25 protein-coding genes are annotated in these 24,382 nt (G+C 31.8%); 4 read left to right on the forward strand and 21 right to left on the reverse strand.

Going from position 1 to position 24,382, the window contains the following annotated elements; all coding sequences use genetic code 11:
- Positions 1 to 47: 47 nt before the first annotated feature.
- The 3 genes from thiS to thiH all read left to right on the forward strand — a co-directional run bounded on the left by thiS (position 48) and on the right by thiH (position 2,364).
- Positions 48 to 242 carry a sulfur carrier protein ThiS gene (gene thiS / locus B2Y85_RS01450; RefSeq protein ID WP_372518695.1) on the forward strand — a complete coding sequence of 65 codons (195 nt, stop codon included), beginning with the start codon at positions 48 to 50 and terminating at the stop codon, positions 240 to 242.
- Positions 243 to 464: 222 nt separating this feature from the next.
- Positions 465 to 1,232 carry a thiazole synthase gene (locus B2Y85_RS01455; RefSeq protein WP_372518696.1) on the forward strand — a complete coding sequence of 256 codons (768 nt, stop codon included), beginning with the start codon at positions 465 to 467 and terminating at the stop codon, positions 1,230 to 1,232.
- Position 1,233: 1 nt separating this feature from the next.
- Positions 1,234 to 2,364 (forward strand): 2-iminoacetate synthase ThiH, encoded by a 1,131-nt coding sequence (thiH, locus tag B2Y85_RS01460; RefSeq protein ID WP_372518697.1) that lies wholly within the window; start codon positions 1,234 to 1,236, stop codon positions 2,362 to 2,364.
- 349 nt (positions 2,365 to 2,713) lie between these two features.
- Here thiH and B2Y85_RS01465 read toward each other — a convergent pair whose 3' ends face one another.
- Both B2Y85_RS01465 and B2Y85_RS01470 read right to left on the reverse strand, forming a co-directional pair.
- Positions 2,714 to 3,313 carry an outer membrane beta-barrel protein gene (locus B2Y85_RS01465; protein WP_372518698.1) on the reverse strand — a complete coding sequence of 200 codons (600 nt, stop codon included), beginning with the start codon at positions 3,311 to 3,313 and terminating at the stop codon, positions 2,714 to 2,716.
- A 140-nt stretch (positions 3,314 to 3,453) separates the two neighbouring features.
- Positions 3,454 to 4,062: an outer membrane beta-barrel protein gene (locus tag B2Y85_RS01470; RefSeq protein ID WP_372518699.1), complete on the reverse strand. Its 609-nt coding sequence runs from the start codon at positions 4,060 to 4,062 to the stop codon at positions 3,454 to 3,456.
- 77 nt (positions 4,063 to 4,139) lie between these two features.
- Here B2Y85_RS01470 and B2Y85_RS01475 point away from each other — a divergent pair, with 77 nt between their 5' ends.
- Positions 4,140 to 4,847 carry a thiamine phosphate synthase gene (locus tag B2Y85_RS01475; RefSeq protein WP_372518700.1) on the forward strand — a complete coding sequence of 236 codons (708 nt, stop codon included), beginning with the start codon at positions 4,140 to 4,142 and terminating at the stop codon, positions 4,845 to 4,847.
- A 450-nt stretch (positions 4,848 to 5,297) separates the two neighbouring features.
- On the opposite strand, the gene B2Y85_RS01480 is transcribed toward B2Y85_RS01475, so the two are convergent.
- The 19 genes from B2Y85_RS01480 to B2Y85_RS01570 all read right to left on the reverse strand — a co-directional run bounded on the left by B2Y85_RS01480 (position 5,298) and on the right by B2Y85_RS01570 (position 24,376).
- A complete protein-coding gene (locus tag B2Y85_RS01480; RefSeq protein ID WP_372518701.1) occupies positions 5,298 to 5,981 on the reverse strand; it encodes a hypothetical protein in 684 nt (227 codons plus the stop codon).
- A gap of 36 nt (positions 5,982 to 6,017) precedes the next feature.
- Positions 6,018 to 6,935 carry a SufB/SufD family protein gene (locus B2Y85_RS01485; RefSeq protein ID WP_372518783.1) on the reverse strand — a complete coding sequence of 306 codons (918 nt, stop codon included), beginning with the start codon at positions 6,933 to 6,935 and terminating at the stop codon, positions 6,018 to 6,020.
- 19 nt (positions 6,936 to 6,954) lie between these two features.
- Entirely contained in the window at positions 6,955 to 7,683 is a 729-nt protein-coding gene (locus B2Y85_RS01490) for an ABC transporter ATP-binding protein (RefSeq protein ID WP_372518702.1), read from the reverse strand.
- 83 nt (positions 7,684 to 7,766) lie between these two features.
- A complete protein-coding gene (gene bioA / locus B2Y85_RS01495; RefSeq protein WP_372518703.1) occupies positions 7,767 to 9,122 on the reverse strand; it encodes an adenosylmethionine--8-amino-7-oxononanoate transaminase in 1,356 nt (451 codons plus the stop codon).
- Between the two features lie 55 nt (positions 9,123 to 9,177).
- The gene (bioC, locus tag B2Y85_RS01500) at positions 9,178 to 9,918 is read right to left on the reverse strand and encodes a malonyl-ACP O-methyltransferase BioC (protein WP_372518704.1); all 741 of its coding nucleotides are present in this window, start codon (positions 9,916 to 9,918) and stop codon (positions 9,178 to 9,180) included.
- The gene (locus B2Y85_RS01505) at positions 9,915 to 10,547 is read right to left on the reverse strand and encodes a pimeloyl-ACP methyl esterase BioG family protein (protein ID WP_372518705.1); all 633 of its coding nucleotides are present in this window, start codon (positions 10,545 to 10,547) and stop codon (positions 9,915 to 9,917) included. Before B2Y85_RS01505 ends, bioC begins: the two co-directional genes overlap by 4 nt.
- Positions 10,548 to 10,549: 2 nt before the next feature.
- Positions 10,550 to 11,695 carry an aminotransferase class I/II-fold pyridoxal phosphate-dependent enzyme gene (locus tag B2Y85_RS01510; RefSeq protein WP_372518706.1) on the reverse strand — a complete coding sequence of 382 codons (1,146 nt, stop codon included), beginning with the start codon at positions 11,693 to 11,695 and terminating at the stop codon, positions 10,550 to 10,552.
- Positions 11,696 to 11,726: 31 nt separating this feature from the next.
- A complete protein-coding gene (bioD, locus tag B2Y85_RS01515; protein ID WP_372518707.1) occupies positions 11,727 to 12,401 on the reverse strand; it encodes a dethiobiotin synthase in 675 nt (224 codons plus the stop codon).
- Positions 12,398 to 13,351, reverse strand: coding sequence for a biotin synthase BioB (gene bioB / locus B2Y85_RS01520; RefSeq protein WP_372518708.1), 954 nt, complete (start codon positions 13,349 to 13,351; stop codon positions 12,398 to 12,400). Before bioB ends, bioD begins: the two co-directional genes overlap by 4 nt.
- A gap of 199 nt (positions 13,352 to 13,550) precedes the next feature.
- Positions 13,551 to 14,138, reverse strand: coding sequence for an outer membrane beta-barrel protein (locus B2Y85_RS01525; RefSeq protein ID WP_372518709.1), 588 nt, complete (start codon positions 14,136 to 14,138; stop codon positions 13,551 to 13,553).
- 296 nt (positions 14,139 to 14,434) lie between these two features.
- Entirely contained in the window at positions 14,435 to 15,010 is a 576-nt protein-coding gene (gene pyrE / locus B2Y85_RS01530; protein ID WP_372518710.1) for an orotate phosphoribosyltransferase, read from the reverse strand.
- Positions 15,011 to 15,014: 4 nt separating this feature from the next.
- Positions 15,015 to 15,659 (reverse strand): orotidine-5'-phosphate decarboxylase, encoded by a 645-nt coding sequence (gene pyrF, locus B2Y85_RS01535; RefSeq protein WP_372518711.1) that lies wholly within the window; start codon positions 15,657 to 15,659, stop codon positions 15,015 to 15,017.
- Entirely contained in the window at positions 15,656 to 16,561 is a 906-nt protein-coding gene (locus tag B2Y85_RS01540; RefSeq protein ID WP_372518712.1) for a dihydroorotate dehydrogenase, read from the reverse strand. The genes pyrF and B2Y85_RS01540 overlap by 4 nt, the downstream gene beginning before the upstream one ends.
- 41 nt (positions 16,562 to 16,602) lie before the next feature.
- Positions 16,603 to 16,905 (reverse strand): TIGR04076 family protein, encoded by a 303-nt coding sequence (locus B2Y85_RS01545; RefSeq protein WP_372518713.1) that lies wholly within the window; start codon positions 16,903 to 16,905, stop codon positions 16,603 to 16,605.
- Between the two features lie 2 nt (positions 16,906 to 16,907).
- Entirely contained in the window at positions 16,908 to 17,504 is a 597-nt protein-coding gene (locus tag B2Y85_RS01550) for an XTP/dITP diphosphatase (protein ID WP_372518714.1), read from the reverse strand.
- A gap of 1 nt (position 17,505) precedes the next feature.
- Positions 17,506 to 19,854 (reverse strand): DUF7657 domain-containing protein, encoded by a 2,349-nt coding sequence (locus B2Y85_RS01555; protein ID WP_372518715.1) that lies wholly within the window; start codon positions 19,852 to 19,854, stop codon positions 17,506 to 17,508.
- Positions 19,855 to 20,057: 203 nt separating this feature from the next.
- Complete coding sequence (locus tag B2Y85_RS01560; RefSeq protein WP_372518716.1) at positions 20,058 to 20,975, reverse strand: glycosyltransferase family 2 protein; 918 nt, start codon at positions 20,973 to 20,975, stop codon at positions 20,058 to 20,060.
- Positions 20,975 to 21,706: a ribonuclease PH gene (gene rph / locus B2Y85_RS01565; RefSeq protein WP_372518717.1), complete on the reverse strand. Its 732-nt coding sequence runs from the start codon at positions 21,704 to 21,706 to the stop codon at positions 20,975 to 20,977. Before rph ends, B2Y85_RS01560 begins: the two co-directional genes overlap by 1 nt.
- A 15-nt stretch (positions 21,707 to 21,721) precedes the next feature.
- Positions 21,722 to 24,376, reverse strand: a complete 2,655-nt coding sequence (locus B2Y85_RS01570) for a valine--tRNA ligase (RefSeq protein ID WP_372518718.1) — start codon at positions 24,374 to 24,376, stop codon at positions 21,722 to 21,724.
- Positions 24,377 to 24,382 lie beyond the last annotated feature (6 nt).

The following is a 24,382-nucleotide window of genomic DNA, read 5'->3' on the forward strand; positions in this document are numbered from 1 at the left end:
GTGGCAAAAACTTCATTCATATTCTATTTTTTTATTAAGGAGTTAAAATGAAAGTTAACGGAAAAGATATAGTATTAAAAGAAACAAAAACATTAGCCGATTTTTTAAAAGAAAACAACTACAATTTGGAACGAATTGTAATTGAGTTAAACGGTAAAATTGTTTCCAAAGATAAATATAACACTGTAAATTTAAAAGATACGGATGTTATGGAAGTGCTGACTTTTGTCGGCGGCGGCTAAAAATTTGCAAAGCAAATTTTTAGAGGTATAGATGCATGGAATTTTTGCAAAGCAAAAATATTACTAAAAATCGCAGGGCGATTTTTTAAGACCGCAAAGTTTAATACGAACCGAAGCATTTGGCGACTGCAGTGTGCTGAAAGAAAGCGAAGCGGTTGGCACATAAAGGAGCCAAATGTAAAGGTGCAGTTTAAAATCTGCGGTCGTTATATAGGAGAATTTATGGATAAATTAATAATTGCAGGGCACGAGTTTAGTTCTCGATTTATTTTAGGATCGGGAAAATTTTCGTTGGATTTGGTAAAAGCTGCGGTTGAATCGGCAGGTGCGGAAATCGTAACACTTGCATTAAGACGAGCAAACACTAAAACAGAATATAATATATTGGATTTTATACCTAAAACGGTAACTCTTTTACCTAACACTTCGGGTGCAAGAACTGCGGAAGAAGCCGTTAGAATCGCAAGACTTTCCAGAGAACTCGGATGCGGAGATTTTGTAAAAATTGAAGTTATAAAAGATACAAAATTTTTGTTGCCGGATAACTATGAAACTATAAAAGCAACGGAAATTCTTGCAAAAGAAGGGTTTGTTGTAATGCCTTACATGTATCCTGACTTAAATGCAGCAAGAGATTTGGCAAATGCGGGAGCTGCAACAATTATGCCGCTTGCCGCACCTATCGGCAGCAACTTAGGACTTCTTACAAAACATTTTATTAAAATAATTATAGATGAAATAAAATTGCCTGTAATTGTTGATGCAGGTATCGGGTCACCCTCTCAAGCTTGTGAAATTATGCAGGAAGGTGCTGCCGCCGTTATGGTAAACACAGCAATTGCAACTGCTAAAAACATAAACGAAATGGCAGAAGCTTTTAAACTTGCAATTATTGCGGGAAGAAAAGCTTATCTTGCAGGTCTTGGCAGAGTGTTAAATTTTAAAGCGGAAGCATCCAGTCCTTTGATAGACTTTTTGGAGGACAAATAAAATGTATTACAAAAATATGGAACAAATAAACTCCGATATGTTGGAACAAGTTTTAAACTTAACTAAGGGCTATGATTACAATATCTATACCGAAAACGATGTTCAAAAAACATTAAACAAAGAAATTTTGGATATTGAAGATTTAAAAATTTTGTTATCTCCCGCAGCGACGGATTTTTTAAACTTAATAGCACACAAAGCGCAATATGAAACAAGAAAACATTTCGGTTCAAGTATATCTTTGTTTACACCTTTATACATTTCAAACTATTGCGAAAATCAGTGCACTTATTGCGGATACAATTGCAAAAACAATATACACAGAGGCAAACTTACAATTGAAGAAATAGAAAAAGAATTTAAAGCAATATCTCAAACAGGACTTGAAGATATTCTTATTCTTACGGGCGAATCAAGAACGGCATCAAGTGTGGAATATATCGGTGAAGCAGTAAAACTGGCAAAAAAATATTTTTCTTCCATATCTATAGAAATTTATCCTTTAAATACCGATGAATATAAATATCTTTGCCAATGCGGAGCGGATTTTGTTTGTGTTTATCAGGAAACATACAACAAAGACAGATATAAACAGTTACATTTGGCAGGACCGAAATCCGTTTTTGAGTACAGATTTTATGCCCAGGAAAGAGCAGCTCTTGCAGGTATGAGAGGTGTATCTTTAGGTATTCTTTTCGGGTTAGACGATTTCAGGAAAGATGCTTTTTCCACCGCGGTTCATGCTTATTTGTTACAACAAAAATATCCGGATCTTAAAATAGGTTTTTCCGTTCCCAGATTAAGACCTTACATTCACGAACATAAAGAACAAAACCCGCACTATGTTAACGAAAAGCAATTGTTCCAGGCATTGTGTGCTTACAGATTATTTATGCCGTTTTCCGATATTACAATTTCCACAAGAGAAAGAGCAGGTTTCAGAGATAATGTTATAGGTGTATGTGCAACAAAAATTTCGGCAGGTGTAAAAACTTCCGTAGGCGGACATAAAGACGATGCTAAAGGTGACGAACAATTTGAAATTTCCGATTCAAGAACAGTTGCGGAAATTGTGGATACGATAAAACAAAAAGGACTTTATCCTGTGTTCAGTAACCACATTAGACTATAAAACAATTAGTAATTCAAGACGACAATTTATAATTAACAACCAACTGTGAGATCCCGTATCAAGTACGGGATGACAAACTATTTATTATCAATAGGAATATAAGGACACAAAAAAAACAGAAAAGATTTTGTGTACCTTGTTCTTTACTCTCGAAGACTTTTAAGATTTTTAATTATAACGAAGTATTTGGCGAATGAAGTGTACGTAAAAGAAAGCGAAGCATTGGTACTCGATTGAGCCAAATACAAAGTTATAATTCAAAAGATAAAGTCGCTTCGCTATAATAACAAAACAAAAAAAAACACAGAAAGAAAAATTCTTTCTGTGTTTTTATTTAATTGTTTTTTTATTATAAAGAAAATTTGTAACCTACATTAATCGTTGTTGCCGTATATTGTAAATCACCATTCATTCCATCTTCGGACATACTGCCGTTAGATGAAGATATTAACAATTCAACTATAAATGCATCTTTTATTATTGTTCCCGCACCGAAACCTAAATGTATTCCGATATCTGCAGTATCGGATTCACCGTTTGCTTCCACAGTAATACTGCTTCCGCCGATTTGTCCGATTAAATATACACTTGAAAATATATTTGATTCTACTTTAAATTCAGGTTTTACTGCCAAATAAAAGTTAACTGTTTTTGCTTCGGGCTTTGTGCCTCCCATATCAGCTTTAGACTCGGAACCGAAATTATAATTTATACCTGCACCTATGGATAAATTATCCATTAATCCGTAAAAAAATTCCGCACCTACTGAAACAGGCATTTCCATTTTAAAACCTTCTTGCATACCATCCGGCATACTATCATAACTTATATTTAAATTATTACTTACACCCAAACCCAATTTTCCGTTGATAGACATATCTCCTTTTTGTGCAAATGCCGGTACTACCATTGCTACTGCCAATATTAAAGACAATAAACTTTTTTTCATTATTTTTTTCTCCTTATATAAAAAATTATTTCATAATTTTTTGCTTATAGCTTAGAGCTTACAGTTTATAGTTTTCGGTAAAATTTTGTTTCACAAAATTTATATTAACTACAAACTATCAACTACAAACCACAAACTGCTTACAATGCAAATTTATAACCTACATTAATTGTTGTTGCTGTATACTGCACATCAACATCTTCACCGCCCAAAAAGAATTTCTCTAATGTTCCGTTAGCCGATGAGCATACAAGTTCAACAATAAAACAATCTTTTATTATTGTTCCTATACCGAAACCTAAATATAAACCGCTCTTCATATCTAAATCAGGTGCATGTGAATCATCAATTTCCGCTCTCAACATAGATATACCTAATTGTCCTATTAAATATATACTTGAAAATATATTAGATTCTAATTTTACTTCGGGTTTTACCGCTGCATAAATATTTGTTGCTCCTACCTCTATATCAGGAGGAAAAGGTGATTTTTTAAATTTAGAATCAAAACCATAATTTACACCTAAACCTACAGACAAATTATCCATTAATCCGTAAAAAAATTCCGCACCAATCGAAACAGGCATTTCCATGTCAAACTTATAATAAATATCATCTACCATATCAATAGACACACTATTATTTATGCCCAAACCTAACTTTGCATTTACGGACATATCTCCTTTTGCTGCAAATGCAGGTACTACCATTGCTACCGCCAACAATACTGCCAAAACTACTTTTTTCATTTACTTCCTCCTTTTATAAATTTACTTCATTATTGTTTTTATTGTATTTATTTTATATCTTATAGTCAACAGAAATTATGAAAACCGTTTGTATAACCAACCGACTATTATGTAGAAATGATTTTTTCGAGCAAATAGAATATATTTGCAAACAAAATCTTTATGCCTTGGTTTTAAGAGAAAAAGATTTGGATGATAAAACCTACGAAGAGTTTGCCGTTAAATGTAATGATATTTGTAAAAAAAATAATGTATTGTTTTTTATAAACACAAAAATTAACATTGCAAAAAAACTAAATATAAAAAACATACAGGTTTCATTTAAAGATTTTTTTAACAACAAAGATATTTTAAATTCGTTTGATACCGTTGCTGTTTCGGTACACTCGTTGGAAGAAGCGAAAATGGCAGAAGATTGGAAGAAAGAAACGACAATGTATAATGTACAATGTAGAATGTATAATAAACGACAACTACAAACACAACAAACAGATTGCCACGGCGACAAGTCGCCTCGCAATGACAGTTTAAATTTGTTTCTTATTGCGGGACATATTTTTGAAACAGACTGTAAAAAAGGATTAGAGCCGAGAGGTATAGAATTTTTAAAAGAGATTTGTGCCAATGTAGAAATTCCCGTATTTGCAATAGGCGGAATAAACAAAAATACAATAAAACAACTGAAAGGTATAAACATCGAAGGCGTTTGTTCAATGTCGGTTTTTATGAAGAAATCACAGAGTGATTTCTTGAAGATTGGAAGATTGGAAGATTGGAAGATATGAACAGCAGCTTAAAGCTTATTAAAAAAATCTTACAGATTTTTTTGCTTATGGTTTAGAACGGCAACGGCGAGAACGGAAATTTATAATTTATAATTAATGTAAAAGACGAGAAGAGACATCTTCCCGTCTTTTATTATTTTTATGGATTGCCACGCCGATAAATCGGCTCGCAATGACAGACGGAACGGCAATTTATAATTTACAATTTATAATTTATAATTAACGACAAAAGCAGAGATCCCGCATCAAGTTCGGGATGACAGACGGAACAGCAATTAGCAATTAATATAAGGACAGGAAAAAACAACATTTCAAAAATTGTTCACAACAATTTTTGAGCGACTAAATATTTTGAATTTAGACAAGGCAACAGCACGGCGAAGTTTACACTAAAAGGTAAATGAGCCGTGCTGTAACAAAGTATAAATTCAAAAGATAATGTCGCAATAATTATAAAGAAAACTTGTAACCAATATTTAGAGCAAGAGTTTTATATGTTAAATCTGCTGTAATATTATCACCCGCAATAATTTTATCTAATTTAATTGTGCCATAATTAACCGAATATAATAATTCCAATATAAAGTTTTTAATTTCAACTCCCACACCAATTCCCCAATAAAGTCCGTTACTATCTACTTCTGCAAGGTTGAGTTTGTTGTTTTCAGAATTTATATAAGTACTATCAAATCTTAAAAGTCCATAACCTAATTGTCCTAAAAAGTATACACTGTTAAGTTTTTCCGATTTCAAATCTATTTTCGGTTTTACGGCAAAATAAAAATTCGTAAAACCGATTTCACTATCAATTTTATAACCAGAATAATAACTCGAACTCGTACCTTTTAAATCCGCATTAAAATTATTGTTTATACCAAACCCCAAAGCAACATTTTTATTTAAATAATAAAAAAATTCCGCTCCGATTAAAGCAGACATATTTACACCGCAATCACAATCGGAATTTGTATAATAAGGTTTAAAAGCTCCTTGCCTTACGTATTCACCGCTTGCCGATACATTAGGATTTAAATTTAAACCTAATTTACCTACAATTTCCATGTCACCTTTTGCTGCAAATGCAGGTACTACCATTGCTACCGCCAACAACAAAGCCAATAATCCTTTCTTCATTTACTTCCCCCTATTTTAAATTTTACTTTCTAAATTTTATTTTAAAAATCCGTTGATAATATGTTCCTCGGCCTCATGTTCAGTTAAACCGAGTGTCATCAACTTTATAAGTTGTTCCCCCGCAATTTTACCGATAGCCGCTTCGTGAATTAATGCGGCATCTATATTGTTTGCTTCAAGTGACGGAATTGCCAATATTTTACCTTCATCCATAATTATGGAATCGCATTCTGTATGACCGCTGCAACGATTGTTTCCGGTAAGTTTAACTTCAAATTTCTGGTAAGATTTTTCTTTTGCCACCGACCTTGATACTATATCCGCAGTTGAACCTTCACCGTCCAAAGTAACGGTGTAACCGCTTACGGCTTGTTGATTGCCGTGAGTTAAAAGTCTTTCTCTTACAATAAGTTTTGCTCCTTTATTAAGTTTTGCAACGGTTTGTCTGTTAGTGTTATCTACTCCCTTAATTTGTACCATTTCCATTTCCATAACACTATTATCCTGCAAATAAACTTCCGTTCCGGGATTTAATATTCTTTTGCCTGTTCCGGTACCTGACCCGAAATGTTTTTCAACATATTTCACTTTAGAATTTTTGCCTACATAAAATCTGTGAATACCGTCATGTTGCGAATCCTGGTTACCGCAATTATCTATACCGCAACCGGCAACTATAACAACATCACAATTTTCACCTATATAAAAATCGTTATAAACAACTTCTTTGTACCCGCTGTCACTTAAAACTACGGGAATATGAACACTTTCGTTTCTGGTATTATCTTTTATTCTTATATCTATTCCGCTGCCTTCTGTTTTTGTTTGAATATCTATATTGGCGGTAGTATTTCTGCCTGCAAGTTTGCCGTTAGCTCTGAAATTGTATGCTCCCATAGGAACATCATGTAAATCGGCAACTTCGGCTATTAATCTTTTTTGTATTTCGTTCATTTCCATATCTTTGATGCTCCTAATTTAGTTTTGCACAAGTTGTAACTGCTGATTCCGTTCCTAAAATTTTCGGTAAAATTTCGTCTCTTGAACCCTGCATTGTTATCTTACCGTCCGCAAGAACAAGAATTTCGTCCGCAATTTCCAAAATTCTTTCCTGATGAGAAATAACAACTATTGTTCCGTTATTGATATTTTGTCTCATAGAATTAAATATCTTTGTTAAATTTTGAAAACTCCACAAATCTATTCCGGCTTCAGGTTCATCAAAAACGGACAGTTTCGATTGTTTTGCAAGAATAGTTGCTATTTCGATTCTTTTAAGTTCCCCGCCGGACAAAGAACCGTTAACTTCTCTTCTTATATATTCGCCTGCACACAAACCAACTTTACTTAAATAGTTGCATGCCTGTTCCAAACTTAAAGTTCCTTTAGATGCGATTTTTAATAAATCGTAAACTTGTAATCCTTTAAATTTTACGGGTTGTTGAAAAGCATAACCTATTCCGGATTTTGCTCTGTCGGTTATACTTTTATCCGTAATGTCTGTTTCATCAAACAAGATTTGTCCTTGTGTGGGAATTACTATACCCGCAATTATTTTTGCAAGTGTGGATTTACCGCTTCCGTTAGGACCGGTAATAACTATAAACTTGTTATTATCAAATTTTATATTAAGATTTTTTAATATTTCTTTTTTCTGTCCGTTTACCATAACATCAAAAGAAATATTTTTTAATTCTAACATTGTTCTCTCCAAAAATTGTTATTAAATGTTTTCATATTGTACCAATATATTTTTTTTAAATAAAGCATTAAACCAATTTATTTTTAATTTATTCCGGTATTTATAAAAGCTTGTTTACAAAGTTTTACAACTTGTTTCATTTCTTTTTCGGTTATCGTTAACGGCGGATTAAAATACATAATATCACCCAACGGTCTTAACAAAAGTCCAAGTTTCAACGCTTGTTTATATATTTGGTAACCTGTTCTTTTTTTGGAATCCAACGGCTGTTTAGTTTTTTTATCTTTAACAAGCTCTATAGCATTTATTAAACCTATACTTCTTATATCGCCAACGAACTTATTTTGAGAAAAAGTTTCTTTTATTAAGTTGTTAAAAAATACAGCTTTTTTTTGTGCTTTTTCTATTATTTTTTCATCTTTTAAAATATTCAACACTTCCAAAGCGGCAGCACTTGCAAGCGGATTACCTGAAAAAGTGTGTGAATGTATAAACATTTTTCCTTTATTATAATCGGCATAAAATGCTTTATAAATTTTATTGTTGGTTAATGTCAGTGCCATAGGTAAATAACCGCCTGTTAACCCTTTACCCACACACATAATATCCGGTGTTATATCTGCATGATTACATGCAAACATTTTACCGGTTCTTCCGTAACCGGAAGCAATTTCGTCCGCTATTAAATGGATATTATATTTTGTACATACTTTTCTTAACTTTTTTAAATAGTTCGGTGAATAAATTCGCATACCTGCAGAACCTTGCAACATAGGTTCTATTATAAATGCGGCAATATTTTTATGCTGTTTTTCCAATACTTTTTCGGCATAACAAAAACATTCGGCATTGCAACTTTTTCTATCTTTGTTAAACGGACACCTGTAACAGTCCGGGCCTTGCACTCTTAAAATATCTATAAGCAACGGTTGAAATATTTTTGAATATAAATCCACCCCTCCTACAGACAATGCACCAACTGTTTCACCATGATAAGCATCGGATATAGCCATAAATTTTTTCTTTTGCGGGTTACCTGTTTGATAATGGTACTGAAAACTCATTTTAAGTGCTGATTCAACAGCAGATGAACCGTTATCCGTAAAAAAAACTTTTGATAAACCTTTCGGTGCAACAGATATAAGTTTTTCGGATAAATCTATTGCTGACTTGTTACTGAAATTTGCAAATATAACATGCTCCAACTTTTTTAATTGGTTTGATACTGCTTTATTTATTCTAGGATTACAATGTCCTAAAAGGTTACACCACCACGAACTTATAACATCGGCATACTTTTTGCCGTATATATCGTACAAATATAAACCTTTGGCATGATCTATTATCATCGGAAGCAAAGTTTCATAATCTTTCATTTGTGAGCATGGATGCCAAATATATTTCAAATCTTTTTGCTCTAACGATTTATCTTTAAACATTGTAGTCTCCGTAAATTGCAATTATATTACTTGATATTTTAGCAATATAAGATTTTTAGATAAAGTTCTTTTGAAGTACGACATATATCGGATTGTAAGTTATGTAGCATTTTTCATCTTCAATAAAAAGTTTTTTGTATTTTATTTCAAACTCTTTCAATGTTGTTTTTGTAAATTTTACAGAAGAAACAGCATTTACCCCGGTTTGTTTAAAATGTTTTATTATATCTATGGGACTATCAAAATAAATTCTTTTTATTTCTTCTCCTATATAAACAGTTTTACAATTATCGACATTGTTTATTATATCTGCAATTTTAGGATAATTTAACGAAACATTTAACAATTTCTTTATTTCGCATAAATTTTGTTGTCCAAAAATTGAAATTGCCAAAATTCCGTTTTTGTTAAGCATATTTACCAACTTTATAATTGTTGCATTTAAATTGTTACACCATTGAAGGCAAGCGTTGGATATTATAAGATCAAACTTTTTATCTATTTTAACCTGTTCAATATCTCCGCAAACAAAATTAACATCTTTTATTATTTTTTGAACATACTTTTTACTTTCTTTAACTATATCGTTTGCCGTATAACTTTTATACAAGAAAAAAGATTTTATATATTTTGTAAGTACTCCGGTTCCGCAACCTACTTCAAATACGGAATTAAAATTGTTCACGGGAACAAACTTTGTAAGATTCGATGCCATAATATTTTGAACAAAAGCATTATCATCGTAAGTTGAAAAATTCTTGGAAAATCTGTCTGTGATTAACTTTTTATCTGTCATTTTATTATCTCGTTCCAATTATTAAATATACCAAAAGGATAATGTCCGCAATCTATATTTTCAATATCAACATATTTATCTTTCCAAAAATTCATTTGGCTTTTAGTCGGTATAATTTTATCTTGTAAAGAAATTATAACTTTATTGTATTGCAAAGTCTTTTGTAACTCTATTTTTGCATATTGTTTTATTGATACAAGTTCATCTTTAAGTTCTTGTATTGCCCTGTCAAAAACAAAATCTTTATTTATAAGCATTCTTTGCACAAACTTTTTACAAGATGTTTCGTTAAAATTGTTTACTGTTAAATCGTAAATTTTTTGTATTATTCCGTAATTGTTATCTATAGGATAAAATGTTCCGTTAAGTGCTGTTTTTTTATTAAAATCTTTTAACTTATCATAAAACAAGTTGCTTATATATACACCCATAGACCAAGCAACCAAATATTTGTTTTCATATTGTGATAAATCAAAAACTTCAACATCCAAATTTCTATAATCACAAAACATTAAAACATCATTATTTTTATAATCAAGATGAGAAACTATTGTTTCATTCATTCCCCACCCGTTAAAAAAAACAATTATGTTTTTATTGTTTTTCTTGTTTAACCATAAAGATTTCATAGTTACAATTGTTCCTTTATTATTTCAAAAAAAGTTTTCATTTCTTCAAATGTTATATCGGCGGTTAATGAAAGTCTTAACCTTGCAGTATTTGGCGGAACAGTAGGAACTCTGACAGGTAACACAAAATATCCTTTTTCTTGTAAATATGTTGCCGTTTTTATCGTTTTATCGTTTTGACCTATAATTACAGGTATTATTTGAGTTTGCCCGTTATCTTTTATATATTCATGAACCTGTTTAAATAAAGTATTTAATTTTTGTTGTTTTTCTTTTATTAAATTAATTTTATTCTCTATAAGCCAATTTGTCCACATTACATTTACAGGAGCAAGTGCCGTTGAAAAAATAAACGAGCCTGATTTATTAATAAAATAATCAATATATGTTTTGTTTGCTACACAAAATGCACCTACGGATGCAAACGCTTTACCTAAAGTTGCTGTAATTATATCCACATTTTGCAAACAATTTTGTGTTTCACAAATTCCGCATAAATTGTTGCCGAACACACCAAAAGCATGTGCTTCATCTATCATCAAAATACAATCATATTTATTTTTAAGTTCAACAAGTTTTTTAATATCGGCAATATCCCCATCCATACTAAAAACAGATTCCGAAACTATAAGAGCTTTTTTATATTTTGTTCTGTATTTTCGTAAAAGTGTTTCCAAATGTTGATAATCCAAATGTTTGTATCTGTAAAAGTCTGTTTGCGACAATTTCATACCGGCAATAATACTTGCATGGTTAAGTTTATCACAAAAAACAACATCACCTTTTTGAACAAGAGAAGATATTGTTCCTAAATTACACTGATACCCTGTGTTATAAAGTAAGCAAGACTCTTTATTAAAAAGGTTTGCTAAATTTTTTTCGAGTTTTGAATATATCGAAGATGTCCCCGTTAAAAGGCGGGCGGATGCGGAAGAAAATAAAAATTCGTTATCTTGTTTATTTGCCTCAACAAAATCTTGAATAATAGTTTTATTTGTACTTAGTCCTAAATAATCGTTAGAAGATAAATTTATATATTTTTTATCGTTTACAACAATATATTTGTCTTTTTTATAAGAAATATCAGATATTTTTCTTAAACAATCATCTTGTTTTAATTTAGTAAGTTCTTGTTCGTAAAAGTTCATTGTAAAGAATTCTCCGACTAAAACTACAATTTCATATATCAAAGAAATTTTTATCTATGAAAATTTCTTTGGCATTTTTTTCTACGGTTGCTATTACCGGGATACCGGTAAGATATTCTATTTGTTTTTTGTTATCTGCATGCATAAAATTTTCTTTATCATAAAAGTTCATTATTATACCTTTTATATTTATGTTCAACTTTTTTGCATATTCCACTGTTAATACTGTAGAGTTTATTGTGCCAAGTACTGATGATGCAACAAGTATAACATCAAGATTTAAACTTTTTATTATATCCGTAAGAAAAATTTCATTATTTTTTTGTGTAGAAATTTGGCAAATTATTCCCCCGCACCCTTCAACAACCAAAAAATCATATCCGGGTTTTAAATTATTAAAATCCATTTTTATTTTATCCAACGAAATTATTGTATTTTCCATTTGTGCTGCAAGGTGCGGTGATACAGCCGTTTTAAAAGTATAAGAAACCAAATCCTGCGGTTGAACATTTATTCCTGCAATATCACAAACATATTTCGCATCACCCGGAACTAACTTATTATCTACAATTTCAGCACCGCTTAAAACAGGTTTAAAATATCCGGCATTTATATTTTTATCTCTTAAATATTTTACAAGTAAAGCGGTAACGAAAGTTTTACCGATATCGGTTGATGTTCCCGCTATAAAAATCGATTTTGTCATTTTTCAAATCCTAATTTTTTTATTGTATCAAAATCTTCATCTATTGAAGTACCGGAAGTTGTTAACATATCACCGGTAATTGTGGCATTTGCACCCGAAGAAAACATCGATACACCTTTATCTTTAAATAAAAGTCTTCCGCCGGCAAGACGAATAAATGCATCGGGTAAAATAAATCTTGCTATTGCAACTGTTCTGTTAATTTCTTCCTGCGATAAAATTTTATTGTTTTCAAAAGGTGTTCCTTTTATAGGGTTTAAAACATTTACAGGAACGGATTTTATACCCAGATTATAAATATCAAAAAACATATCTATTCTGTCTTCAAAAGTTTCTCCCAACCCGAAAATTCCGCCGCTGCAAATTTCAAGTCCGGCTTTCTTTGCAAGGTTTATTGTATTTATTTTATCATCGTAAGTGTGTGTAGAACATATACTTGGGAAAAATCTTCTTGATGTTTCCAGGTTGCAATGATATCTTGTAACACCTGCCTGTTTTAATTTTACAAGCTGTTCATAAGACAAAAGTCCCATGGAAGCACATAACAAAATATCACATTTGTTTTTTATATCTTTATAAGTTTGGCAAACGGAATCTATTTCCGTATCGGAAAGTTTTTTACCGGATGTAACAATGGAAAACCTTTTAACTTTTTTATCCGCATTATGTTTTGCTTCTTTAAATATATTTGGACTGTCAAGTAAAGGATACTCTTTTATGCTTGTTTTATAATGTGAAGATTGTGCACAGAACTTACAGTTTTCGCTGCACTTACCGCTTTTACCGCTGACTATTGAACACATATCGAATTTGTTACCGCAAAATTTTTGTTTTATCTTTTCGGCATACAAAGAAAGCTCTTTTAAATCTGTATCTATAAGAGATATTGCTTCCTGTTTTGTTATATGATAATTTTCATTTAAAATTTTATTACTAAGTTCTTTTAACATAATATTTTCTGCTCCATATAACGAAGATTATAGAATATTTTAAAAATAAAAACGACTGAGGCAAAGATGTATGGATGCATGGATAGATGGAAACGACAATACGGCAATTTATAATTAATGTAAAAAGCAGGAAGAAAAAGCTCTTCCTGCTTTTTGTTATTTTATGGATTGCTTCGGCACTTATAGTGCCTCGCAATGACTAAAATACAAACTTATATCCAACTTTCAATTGTAATGTTGAATATTTTACATCAGCAGTTTCAGGTCCATGCGGATCTCCAATTACTGCATTGTTATTTGAGTAAAGAAGTTCAAAAACAAAATTTTCTTTTATTGTTGTTCCTGCACCTATTCCCCAATATAATCCGTTTGAATCCACATCATTCCAATCTTCAGGATCCATTCTTAAAATACCATAGCCGATTTGAACTAACGGATAAACATTGTTAAAAATATCATTTCCTGTTTCAAACACATATTTTGCTTGAGCATATAGATTTGTCCAACCTGCTTTTAATCCTTCCCAATTTGATATTTCCGAATTGAAAACATATTGTACACCTGCACCGATTGCCAACTGAGGCATTACATAATAAAAGAAATCTACACCTGCTGTAAATGCAGGGTCAACACTTTCACTTACTGTTTCAAAACTATAATCAACATCTACATTAGACATGAGATTAAAACCAACCTTAACATCCAATTCCATTGCTCCTTCATCTGCCGCAAATACAGGTGCTACCATTGCTACTGCCAACAAAACTGCCAACAAACTTTTTCTCATTTACCTTCTCCTTTTTTAGTTTTACTTCATAAATATTGTTTTAATTCTACTAAAATTCTGATATTATTTACAATTTCCTTAGAAAAAGATCTTTTTGTGTTTATCATTTAAGACCTTAAGATTTTAGGTTACATTTCTCTTTACATTCAAAGGATTTACAGATTTTAAGCTATAACGAAATATTTGACGACTGAAGTGTACTGAAATGTAGCGGAGCGAGTGGTACTCGAAGGAGGCAAATATAAAGTTATAGCTTAAAAGATAAATCCGTTTAGCTTTAATTATTTTTGAATGTGTTACTTTCTGCTGCCGGGCTTAATCGGTTTCGACCCACCCTTACATAACGGACATTCTTCAGGTTTATAACTTTTAACTTCCAAACTCAACAATGAAAATCTCGGAACACCGAAATCCACTTTGCCTGCACTTCTATCTACCAAAGAACATACGGCAACAATTTCGGCTCCGGTTTCTTTTAAACTTTCTATAACTTCTCTTGTTGAAAGGCCTGTTGTTATAACATCTTCAACTACAAGAACTTTTTCACCTTTACTTACGGAAAAACCTCTTCTTAATGTAACTTTACCGTCAACTCTTTCGGTAAAAATTGCTCTTGTTCCGAAAGCTCTGCCCATTTCATGACCGATTATTACTCCGCCCATTGCAGGTGAAACTACAACATCTATATCTTTTACTGCTTGTACAATTTTTTCTTTTAAGTTCTGTGCCAACACTTGTGCAACTTCAGGATGTTGCAATATAAGTGCAGACTGAAAATATGTATCGGAATGTAATCCGCTGGACAACAAAAAGTGTCCGTTTAATAATGCATTGTGTTTTTTAAACAACTCTTTCATTTCTTCTTGGTTCATTTTATTATAACTCCTTAATGGATTCGTAAATATTCTTTGCAACTTCTACAGGATTTTCCGCCTGAATTATAGGCCTTCCGACAACTATAAAATTTGCACCCGCTTTAACTGCGGATTCCGGAGTTGCTACTCTTTTTTGGTCATCTTGAACTTTAACAGGTCTTATACCCGGTGTAACGACTTCAAACTCTTTACCACAATTTGATTTTATTGTTTCTATTTCAAGCGGTGAAGATATTACTCCGTCAACCCCGCAATCTTTTGCAAGTTTTGCTCTTCTTACAACTTCTTCCGGAGTTGTAACCTGGCTTGTTAAAACGGTTACAGCCCAAATTTTCGGCCTGTTTTCAACAGATGTTGCAAGTTTTAACATTTCCTCTCCGCCGCAGGAATGAACGGTTAAACTGTAAACTCCCAAATCTCTTGCGGATTGCACCGCCCTTTGAACGGTTGCCGGAATATCATGAAACTTCAAATCCAAAAATACTTTTTTACCGTTATCGTTTATCATTTTTATTATTTCTTTACCGGACTGTAAAAAAAGTATGGGACCGACTTTAAAAACATCTATATAAGGACTTAAATCTTTAACTAATTTTTCCGCTTTTTTAAAATCAAAAACATCTAATGCCAATATGGTTTTGTTCATAGTTTGACCTTACCTTGCAACTCTTTAATATTCTTTATTTTTTTATCTTTCAAATATTTTTCAAGACCGTCATATGTGTGTTCAAATACTTTCGGTTCCACCAAAACTTGTGTTCCTATACTTACACAAGTTGCACCGGCAAGTATAAATTCTATAACATCATCACTGTTTGTTATTCCGCCGCAACCTATTATAGGTATTGAAACTTTTTGAAATGCATCAAAAACACACCTTAAAGCCATAGGTTTTACACAAGGACCTGACATTCCGCCTTTAACCGTAGAAAGTTTCGGTTTAAATGTGTTTATATCTATAGCCATTGCAGGAAATGTATTTGTTAATGTTACGGCATCAGCACCGCAATTTTGTGCCGTAAGTGAAAGTGCCGCAATATCTTGTACCTGCGGTGACAATTTTGCGATTACGGGAAACTTAGATATATGTTTTACGCTTTTTATTATATTACTTAAAAGTTCAACATCTTGTGATATGATTGTTTTTTTTAAGTTAGGACAAGAAAGGTTTAATTCTATTGCCGATATTTTAGGATATCTGTTAAGTTCCATTACAGTTCTTGCATAATCACTTACACAAGCGCCTGCAACACTTACGATTATAGGAACTTTTAATTTCAATATTGCATCCAACTTCGTTTCTATAAATTTTTTTACACCGATATTTTGAAGTCCGATAGTGTTAAGCATACCGCTTGCAACTTCAGCAATTCTGGGTTGCGGGTTTCCCAACCTTTCTTCCAAAGTTATGGTTTTTGTTACTATGGCGCCGATTTTTGTAATATCGATTAAATCCGTTAATTCGTTACCGTAACCGAAAGTTCCCGATGCGGTGAGCAACGGGCTTTTCATTTTTATTCCTAAAAAGTTTGTACTTAAACTGTTCATAACGGTATTATTATATCTTTTAAGAGCATTTTTTTCAATTATTATTCTACGGTTTCAATATAAAAAGTTACCGGACGGAACCCATCGTTGCAAGATATCATTGCGGAATATTTATTTTTCATCCAACCGTCAAAAAAGTTTCCGCCGCCTTCGGCAAGTTCTTTAACAAATTTTTCCATACTTTCCCATGCACTGTCACATAAATTTTCCGGTTTTTGTGCATTTACCGAAACAAAAGTGTCTCCGACTCTTAAAGTGCATGCATGTTCTATAGGATTTTCGTACTTTTGTATTAAATCTTTGTATTGAGTTTGTTTTAATACGGTAATTTTTACGGATTTCATAATTATTTTAAAGATAAAAATTTATTTTTGAAATCTTTAAGAGCCATTGCTCTGTGACTGATTTGATTCTTTATTTCTTCACCGAGTTCCGCAAAAGTTTTTTCGTATTTAGGAACATAAAATAACGGATCATATCCGAACCCCGTAGTTCCGGATAAACTTTCGGCAATGTATCCCTTTATTTTACCTTCTCCGAGTATTTTTACATTACCCTGCGGATCACTTAATGCAATAACACATCTGAATTGTGCTTGTCTGTTTTCCATTTGAACACCGTTAAGTGCTTTCAATAATTTGTTATTGTTATCCGCATAAGAACAATTTTCTCCGGCATATCTTGAAGAATATACTCCCGGTGCACCGTTCAAATAATTTACTTCAAGGCCGGTATCATCGGCTATTGTCCAAGAATTAAAATATTTTGCAACTTCGGTTGCTTTTTTTATTGCATTATCCTGCAAAGTTTGTCCGTCTTCAACAACTTCGGGATACTTTTCGAAATCGGTCATAGGTTTTATTGTTACCGACAAATCTTTTAAAATATCTTTTATTTCCACAACTTTATGTTTATTTCCAGTGGCAAGTATTATTTCTTTCATTTTATTCTCCTGTAATATTAACTCTATTTACTTTATATATATAAATATCACACTTTTTTGTTTTAGCAAAATAAAGTTTTTCAAATTTTATTTTATCATTGTTATATTCGTCTAAAGGTCTGTACGACATAATATAATTAATATTCAGTTTTAAAATATCATTAACGGTAATATTTATAAGGAAAGCATCTTGATTTAACAGAACAAATTTGTCCATAATGTTATTTTCATGAACCAAATTCATCAAAATATTTGCATATCTGTTATATATGTTGCTATATTTATTATCCTCATCCAATTGTTTTAAAATTTTAAAATTAGGATATGTATTTGTACAATTTAATGTTCTTACTTTTTGGAATGTCAAAAAATTATTTAAAATAAAATTGTGTCCTTCAAACACCCACAAACCTTTTTCTTGTGCATCTATTTTTTTTACGGTTTTTGAAAGTTCCAAATCGGTCACTACATTTATTCCTTTTTGTATAGGATTTACAAACAACCCCGAAACCATCATTATCAACATTATCAAAAATACGAAAAGTTTGTCTATTTTGTTTCTCAATATTAAATAAAACAAAACTAGACTTAGTATAGATACTATAAAGATTTTAAATATATCAAAGTATTGTCCATATATAAGTATGTTTGATACAACAATCAATGCGGTAAGTATAAAACTTACAACAGATGAATAAATTTTGTTCATTTTATATTTAACTAACGAAACACTTCTAACAAATATCAAAACATTTAAAAATCCTAAGACAACAAATGTTCTATAAGCAGGAGAAACCTTCATCATTGTTATTTGAGCTAAAAATTTAGGAAAACCTACTGCACACCATACCGCAAAAAACAAATATAAACATAAAAGCATAATTAAAAGTTTATCTTTTATTTTATCTTTGAATAATACAATAGCAGGCACTATTAACCCAATTGGAAACAAATCAAAAAAAACGGCAAAATTACATGGCTGTGTTTTTAGATTGGTATTAAAAATCGGTAAAAATATATTTCCCCAATATCTAAAAACATGAACAAAAGAGTTACAACCTGCATCAAATTCGGTATATTTATCCCCGCCTGTTTCAAACCTTATTCCGGGATATACAGTGTTAGTAACCAAATCCATTGTTTCTTTTGATTTATTAAATATGTATATTAGAGCAATAATAAACAATATTGAAAAAACACTTATAGGTAAAATATCTTTTTTATCAAATTTAAAATTCTTATAATTTTCGATAAAAGCCCACAAAATAATCGCTGCAAGAATATAACCAATCGGAACTTGCCATGCCGGATATAAAACAAACAAAAAACTTCCAATAAATAGCATTATAAAAAAAATCATTATCACTCTTTTTATAAAAGATTTCTGCACAATATAATTACTAAGCAACAGTATTAACAATTCTCCATAAATAATTATTTCTACTATTCCGGAAGGAGTCCACCACCACTGAACGACAGGAGCAAAAGTTATAAGCAGAGTTCCGACTAAAGAAATTATTTTATTTTTATTCGATATCAACATTAAAAATTCAAAAGAAATTAAAAACAGTAAAACAAGTCTTAATATCCAGAAAAAAGAAAGACCTTTTGCCGTTCCTAAAAAAAGAAATCCCAACAAAAACGGTCTAAACACGGAAACAATATTTTTTACGGGCTGACCGTAAACCATAAACACATCTGTTTTTGTTCCCCTTAAATAATTATTAAAATATCCGTAATCGGAATCTTGAGAAAACAGCATAGGTGTATATACAGCATACTCATCAGATCTAATATCTCTTGCCTTACCGAAAATAATATCCGATTGTTCTTGTGAAAAGTCAGTACTTAATAAATTCCATAAACCTATAGAAGAATTATTTAACTCAAAAACGATTGCAAATAAAATTATTCCCAAACCTATAAAATATCTTTTTTTATATAGCCAATTATACAAGACATTTACATTAAAAAAGAAATGCGAAAACAAGAATATTAAAAATGTTAAAAGAATTAAAAACCTTATCCAAAAGTTTATATTTTTCAATTGTAAAAAGCAGTCTTGCCAATTTATACCGGAAAAATAAAAAGTATTATTGTTACAAGCAATATTATCAAGATAAAAGCTGTCTCCCTTTTTGTCTCCTGCAACAACAACAATTTCTTTTATATTTCTGTCTATATGTATATTATACCGATACAAAGGCTTATTTTCAGCTTCGTAAACCAACAGAGAACTGCCTAAATCCGTATCACCGACAAACAACTTTAAAGAAATATTTTCATCCAACGGTTTTCTTAAATTTATTCTTATGTCTTTTATAAACGAATTTATATTATCAATATACAAAAAATGTTCATCCGCCGTAGCAACAAGTTTATTATCAATTTGTTTATAATTATAATATCCGACATCAGGCGTTTTAAAAAGAAACGATTTTACGGAAAAAAAGATTCTATTCTTTACCGGATAAAAAAAACACAACGAAGAAGATATTAGAATTGATATAAAAAAAATAAAAATTAATGATTTTAATTTTTTTGAAAGAATACTCATTTAGTTTTTATTTGGTTCAGCATAACTTCATATATTTCATTATGTTTTCTGACTATTGTTTGTAATATAATACCGCAAATCCACATGATTAAAGACATTGTAGCTATTGCACCCGAAACAATAAGTGTCGGATATCTCGGAACCTTACTTGTTTGTAAGAACTCTATAAATATTGGTACAAACAATATCATTGAAACAGCAAACAATATAAATGCTATTATTGAAAAGAAATAAAACGGTTTATAATTTTTAAACAATGAAAATATTGTTTTTAATACTAAAATGCCATCCGAAAAAGTATTCAATTTTGAAAAACTGCCCTCGGGTCTATCATTATAATCTATCGGCACTTCTTTTATTGCAAATCTTCTGTCGAGTGCATGAATTGTCATTTCCGTTTCAATTTCAAAACCTTCCGATAAAACAGGAAATGTTTTAACAAAAAACTTACTCATTACTCTGTAACCTGACATTATATCTTTAACTTTACTTTTGAAAATTTTGTTTATAATAAACCTTACAAGTTTGTTTCCTATATTATGAAAAGGTCTCTTGTTTTTATTAAAATATGCAACAGATCTATCCCCTATCACCATATCAACGTTCTCTTTTAAAACTAAATTACACATATCATCAGCATAACTTAAAGGATGTGCACCGTCACCGTCAATCATAACATAACAATCTGCATCTATTTCTCTGAACATTTTTCTTACGGCATTACCTTTACCTTGTCTTGTTTCATACATAACAACAGCACCTGATTCTTTTGCTATTTTTGCGGTGTCATCGGTAGAATTATTGTCACAAACATAAATTTCCGCTTGCGGCAAATATTTTTTACATTCGTTAATTACATTTGCTATCGTTAATTGTTCATTATAACAAGGTATTAATATTGCTGTTTTAGGCACTAAATTTTCCCTAATGCTTTTTTCTGTGCTTTTATTACTTGGAATATTCCCGTTTTTGCACTGTCCAACATTTTATCTAAATCTTTTCTTGAAAATGTGTGACCTTCGGCTGTTCCCTGAACTTCAACCAAATCACCGTTATCAAGCATAACGACATTCATATCTATATCGGCAACATTATCTTCTTTTGCGGACAAATCCAACACCATTTGTTTACCTACAAAACCTACACTTATTGCCGCTAAAAAACCTTTTAAAGGCAATGTTTCTATCAATTTTTGTTTCTGTAATTTTTTAAGTGCAAGAGCAAGCGCTATAAAACCGCCGTTAATTGATGCTGTTCTTGTTCCGCCGTCTGCTCTTATAACATCGCAATCTATGGTTATTGTTCTTTTACCTAACTTTTCCAAATCCACACAGGCTCTTAAAGATCTTCCTACAAGCCTTGAAATTTCCTGTGCTCTGCCGTTCTGTAATTTTTTTCTTGAAATTCTGTCGTTGCAAGATCTAGGCATCATGGAATATTCCGCAGTTACCCAACCTTGTTCTCTTTTTTCCGCTTCTATAAAAGGCGGAACTTTTTCTTCAACGGTTGCAACACACAAAACTTTTGTTTCGCCTAAAGAAAACATACACGAACCTTCGGCATGTTTCAAATAATTTTTTACTATTTTAATTTTTCTCATCTTTTCCTCATTTCGTTCCAAAATTATACATTCTACATTGTACATTATACATTGCCGTTTTTAGTTTTCGTAGTTCTTTAAAGTTTCTTCCAATGTTGCAATCTTGCTTTGTGTATCCGCAAGTTTTTGTCTTATTCTTGCAACTTCTTCGGCAGGAGCTTTTTCTACGAATTTCGGATTAGACAATTTTTTATTATATTTTTCCTGTTCCGCTATAATATTTTTTATTTCTTTGTTTATTCTTGCTTTTTCTTTTTCTATGTCTATAAGACCTTCCAAAGGTATAAGCATTTCAAATCCGGTAGCAACAGCAAGTGCGGATTTTTTTTCTCTTTGAATATCTTTACCGATAACCAAATCTTTTATTTTGCCTAACGATTTTATGTATGCTTGGTTATTTTCAACAACAGAAAATTTACTTTCATCCAACACTTTTATTTTTGTTGTAATAAATGCCGCGGGTGAAATATTCATTTCGCTTCTTACATTTCTTATTTTGGAAACAATTTCCTGAACTACAGCCATTTGGTTTGCTTCGTTTGCAAAAACAAGTTTGTCATCATAAACAGGGAAACTTGAATTTACTATACTTTCCGTTGTGTTATTAAATATTGACCACAACTCATCACTTATAAACGGCATAATAGGTGCAAGCATTTTTATTGTTCCTTTCAATATGTAAATAAGAACGGACAACACCTGTTTCTTTTCTTCAACATTTTCGGATGTCATTCTGATTTTTGAAAGTTCTATATACCAATCACAGAATTTCGTCCAAATAAAATCGTAAAGAGTTCTTGAAGCAACATCTATATCGTAAACCTCAAATGCTCTTGTAACGGTTTTTATTGTTTGGTTATATTCGTTAAGAATCCACTTATCCGAAAGTTCTTTTACCTGCGGAGTATCGGATATTTCCAATTCGCCTTTATTCATAAGAATAAATCTTGAAGCATTCCAAATTTTGTTTGCAAAGTTTCTTGCGGCAAGGAAAGAATCGTTCGATATTTGCATATCTCTTCCCGGAGCTGCGGATTGTGCCAAAGCAAACCTTAAAGCATCCGTTCCGAATTGATCCATAATTTCCAACGGATTAATAACATTACCTTTGGATTTAGACATTTTCAGTCCGTGCTTATCTCTAACTATACCGTGAATAAATACATCTCTGAACGGTATATCGTTCAAGAATTCAAGTCCCATTTGAACCATTCTTGCAACCCACAAATAAAGTATTTCGTGACCTGTTACAAGAACTCCGGTAGGATAATAATATTTCAATTCTTCATTGTCCGGGTTTTCTCCCCAATTAAATACACTGAACGGCCACATTGCCGATGAAAACCATGTATCCAAAACATCGTTATCCTGAACTAAATGTGTGTTACCGCAATGAGGACATTTTGCAGGAGTATCCTGTTCAACTATAGGAGGACAACTTGTTTTGTTACCGTTTTCATCAACGCAATAGAAAACAGGTATTCTGTGTCCCCACCAAATTTGTCTGCTTATACACCAATCTCTTAAATTGTCCAACCATAATGTGTAAGGCTTTTTCCAAGACGCCGGATAAAATTTTACTTTTTCATCTTTTGCAGCCTGAGATGCTCTTTTAGACATTTCTTCAACTTTTAAAAACCATTGTTCCGACATTATCGGTTCTATTGTAGTTCCGCATCTGTAACATTTTCCTACGGAATGACTGTAATCTTCCGTTTTTAGAAGGTATCCTTGTTCCTGCAAATCCGCAACTATCTGTTCCCTTGCATCTTTTGCGGACATACCCTTATATTTTTCCATTATATCCGTCATGTTACCGTTAGCATCAATAACTTCAAGTATTTCAAGGTTATGTCTTCTTGCTATTTCATAATCAACAGCGTCATGAGCAGGTGTTACTTTTACCGCACCCGTTCCGAACTGCATATCGACAATATAATCGGCAACAACTTTTATTTCTCTTCCCACCAAAGGAAGAATTATTGTTTTACCTACTATATTTTTGTATCTTTCATCATTGGGATTTACTGCAACGGCAGTATCACCTATCATCGTTTCAGGTCTTGTTGTTGCAACCGTTAAAAATTCGTTGGAATCTTTTATAGGATATTTTATGTACCACAAATTACCTTTTTCGGGATGATATTCAACTTCAATATCGGATAAAGCGGTATTACATCTCGGACACCAGTTAACTAATCTTTTTCCTCTGTAAATCAAACCTTTATCGTAAAATTTTTTAAATGCTCTTTTAACGGCTTTCGAACAAGCCTCATCCATGGTAAATCTTGTTCTGTCCCAATCGAGACCGCAACCCAACTTTTTCAATTGGTCTAATATCGTGTCACCTGTTTCCTGTCTCCACTGCCACATTTTTTCTATAAATTTTTCTCGTCCCAAATCGTATTTTGTTTTTCCTTCTTTTTTAAGAAGTTTTTCAACAACGTTTTGTGTTGCAATTCCGCCGTGGTCGGTTCCCGGAACCCACAAAGTGTTATATCCCTGCATTTTTTTGAATCTGATAATCGCATCCTGTAAAGAATCGTTTAATGCATGTCCCATATGCAAAGAACCGGTAACATTCGGAGGCGGTATAACTATCGTAAAAGATTTTTTTGTTTTATCCGGTTTAGAAGAAAACGTTTTGTTCTCTATCCAATATTTTACCCATTTTTCTTCAACTTTTTTTGAATCGTAAACTTTTTCCATTTCCATAATTTT

Source organism: Candidatus Ruminimicrobiellum ovillum (assembly GCF_002392975.1).
Taxonomy (GTDB): Bacteria; Elusimicrobiota; Endomicrobiia; order Endomicrobiales; family Endomicrobiaceae; genus Ruminimicrobiellum; species Ruminimicrobiellum ovillum.

What these genes read in the sequence shown, in the direction of transcription:
- thiS (WP_372518695.1), top strand. Translation starts at nt 48, where the DNA reads ATGAAAGTTAACGGAAAAGATATAGTATTAAAAGAAACAAAAACATTA.
- B2Y85_RS01455 (WP_372518696.1), top strand. Translation starts at nt 465, where the DNA reads ATGGATAAATTAATAATTGCAGGGCACGAGTTTAGTTCTCGATTTATT.
- thiH (WP_372518697.1), top strand. Translation starts at nt 1,234, where the DNA reads ATGTATTACAAAAATATGGAACAAATAAACTCCGATATGTTGGAACAA.
- B2Y85_RS01465 (WP_372518698.1), bottom strand. Translation starts at nt 3,313, where the DNA reads ATGAAAAAAAGTTTATTGTCTTTAATATTGGCAGTAGCAATGGTAGTA.
- B2Y85_RS01470 (WP_372518699.1), bottom strand. Translation starts at nt 4,062, where the DNA reads ATGAAAAAAGTAGTTTTGGCAGTATTGTTGGCGGTAGCAATGGTAGTA.
- B2Y85_RS01475 (WP_372518700.1), top strand. Translation starts at nt 4,140, where the DNA reads ATGAAAACCGTTTGTATAACCAACCGACTATTATGTAGAAATGATTTT.
- B2Y85_RS01480 (WP_372518701.1), bottom strand. Translation starts at nt 5,981, where the DNA reads ATGAAGAAAGGATTATTGGCTTTGTTGTTGGCGGTAGCAATGGTAGTA.
- B2Y85_RS01485 (WP_372518783.1), bottom strand. Translation starts at nt 6,935, where the DNA reads ATGAACGAAATACAAAAAAGATTAATAGCCGAAGTTGCCGATTTACAT.
- B2Y85_RS01490 (WP_372518702.1), bottom strand. Translation starts at nt 7,683, where the DNA reads ATGTTAGAATTAAAAAATATTTCTTTTGATGTTATGGTAAACGGACAG.
- bioA (WP_372518703.1), bottom strand. Translation starts at nt 9,122, where the DNA reads ATGTTTAAAGATAAATCGTTAGAGCAAAAAGATTTGAAATATATTTGG.
- bioC (WP_372518704.1), bottom strand. Translation starts at nt 9,918, where the DNA reads ATGACAGATAAAAAGTTAATCACAGACAGATTTTCCAAGAATTTTTCA.
- B2Y85_RS01505 (WP_372518705.1), bottom strand. Translation starts at nt 10,547, where the DNA reads ATGAAATCTTTATGGTTAAACAAGAAAAACAATAAAAACATAATTGTT.
- B2Y85_RS01510 (WP_372518706.1), bottom strand. Translation starts at nt 11,695, where the DNA reads ATGAACTTTTACGAACAAGAACTTACTAAATTAAAACAAGATGATTGT.
- bioD (WP_372518707.1), bottom strand. Translation starts at nt 12,401, where the DNA reads ATGACAAAATCGATTTTTATAGCGGGAACATCAACCGATATCGGTAAA.
- bioB (WP_372518708.1), bottom strand. Translation starts at nt 13,351, where the DNA reads ATGTTAAAAGAACTTAGTAATAAAATTTTAAATGAAAATTATCATATA.
- B2Y85_RS01525 (WP_372518709.1), bottom strand. Translation starts at nt 14,138, where the DNA reads ATGAGAAAAAGTTTGTTGGCAGTTTTGTTGGCAGTAGCAATGGTAGCA.
- pyrE (WP_372518710.1), bottom strand. Translation starts at nt 15,010, where the DNA reads ATGAACCAAGAAGAAATGAAAGAGTTGTTTAAAAAACACAATGCATTA.
- pyrF (WP_372518711.1), bottom strand. Translation starts at nt 15,659, where the DNA reads ATGAACAAAACCATATTGGCATTAGATGTTTTTGATTTTAAAAAAGCG.
- B2Y85_RS01540 (WP_372518712.1), bottom strand. Translation starts at nt 16,561, where the DNA reads ATGAACAGTTTAAGTACAAACTTTTTAGGAATAAAAATGAAAAGCCCG.
- B2Y85_RS01545 (WP_372518713.1), bottom strand. Translation starts at nt 16,905, where the DNA reads ATGAAATCCGTAAAAATTACCGTATTAAAACAAACTCAATACAAAGAT.
- B2Y85_RS01550 (WP_372518714.1), bottom strand. Translation starts at nt 17,504, where the DNA reads ATGAAAGAAATAATACTTGCCACTGGAAATAAACATAAAGTTGTGGAA.
- rph (WP_372518717.1), bottom strand. Translation starts at nt 21,706, where the DNA reads ATGTACAATGTAGAATGTATAATTTTGGAACGAAATGAGGAAAAGATG.
- B2Y85_RS01570 (WP_372518718.1), bottom strand. Translation starts at nt 24,376, where the DNA reads ATGGAAATGGAAAAAGTTTACGATTCAAAAAAAGTTGAAGAAAAATGG.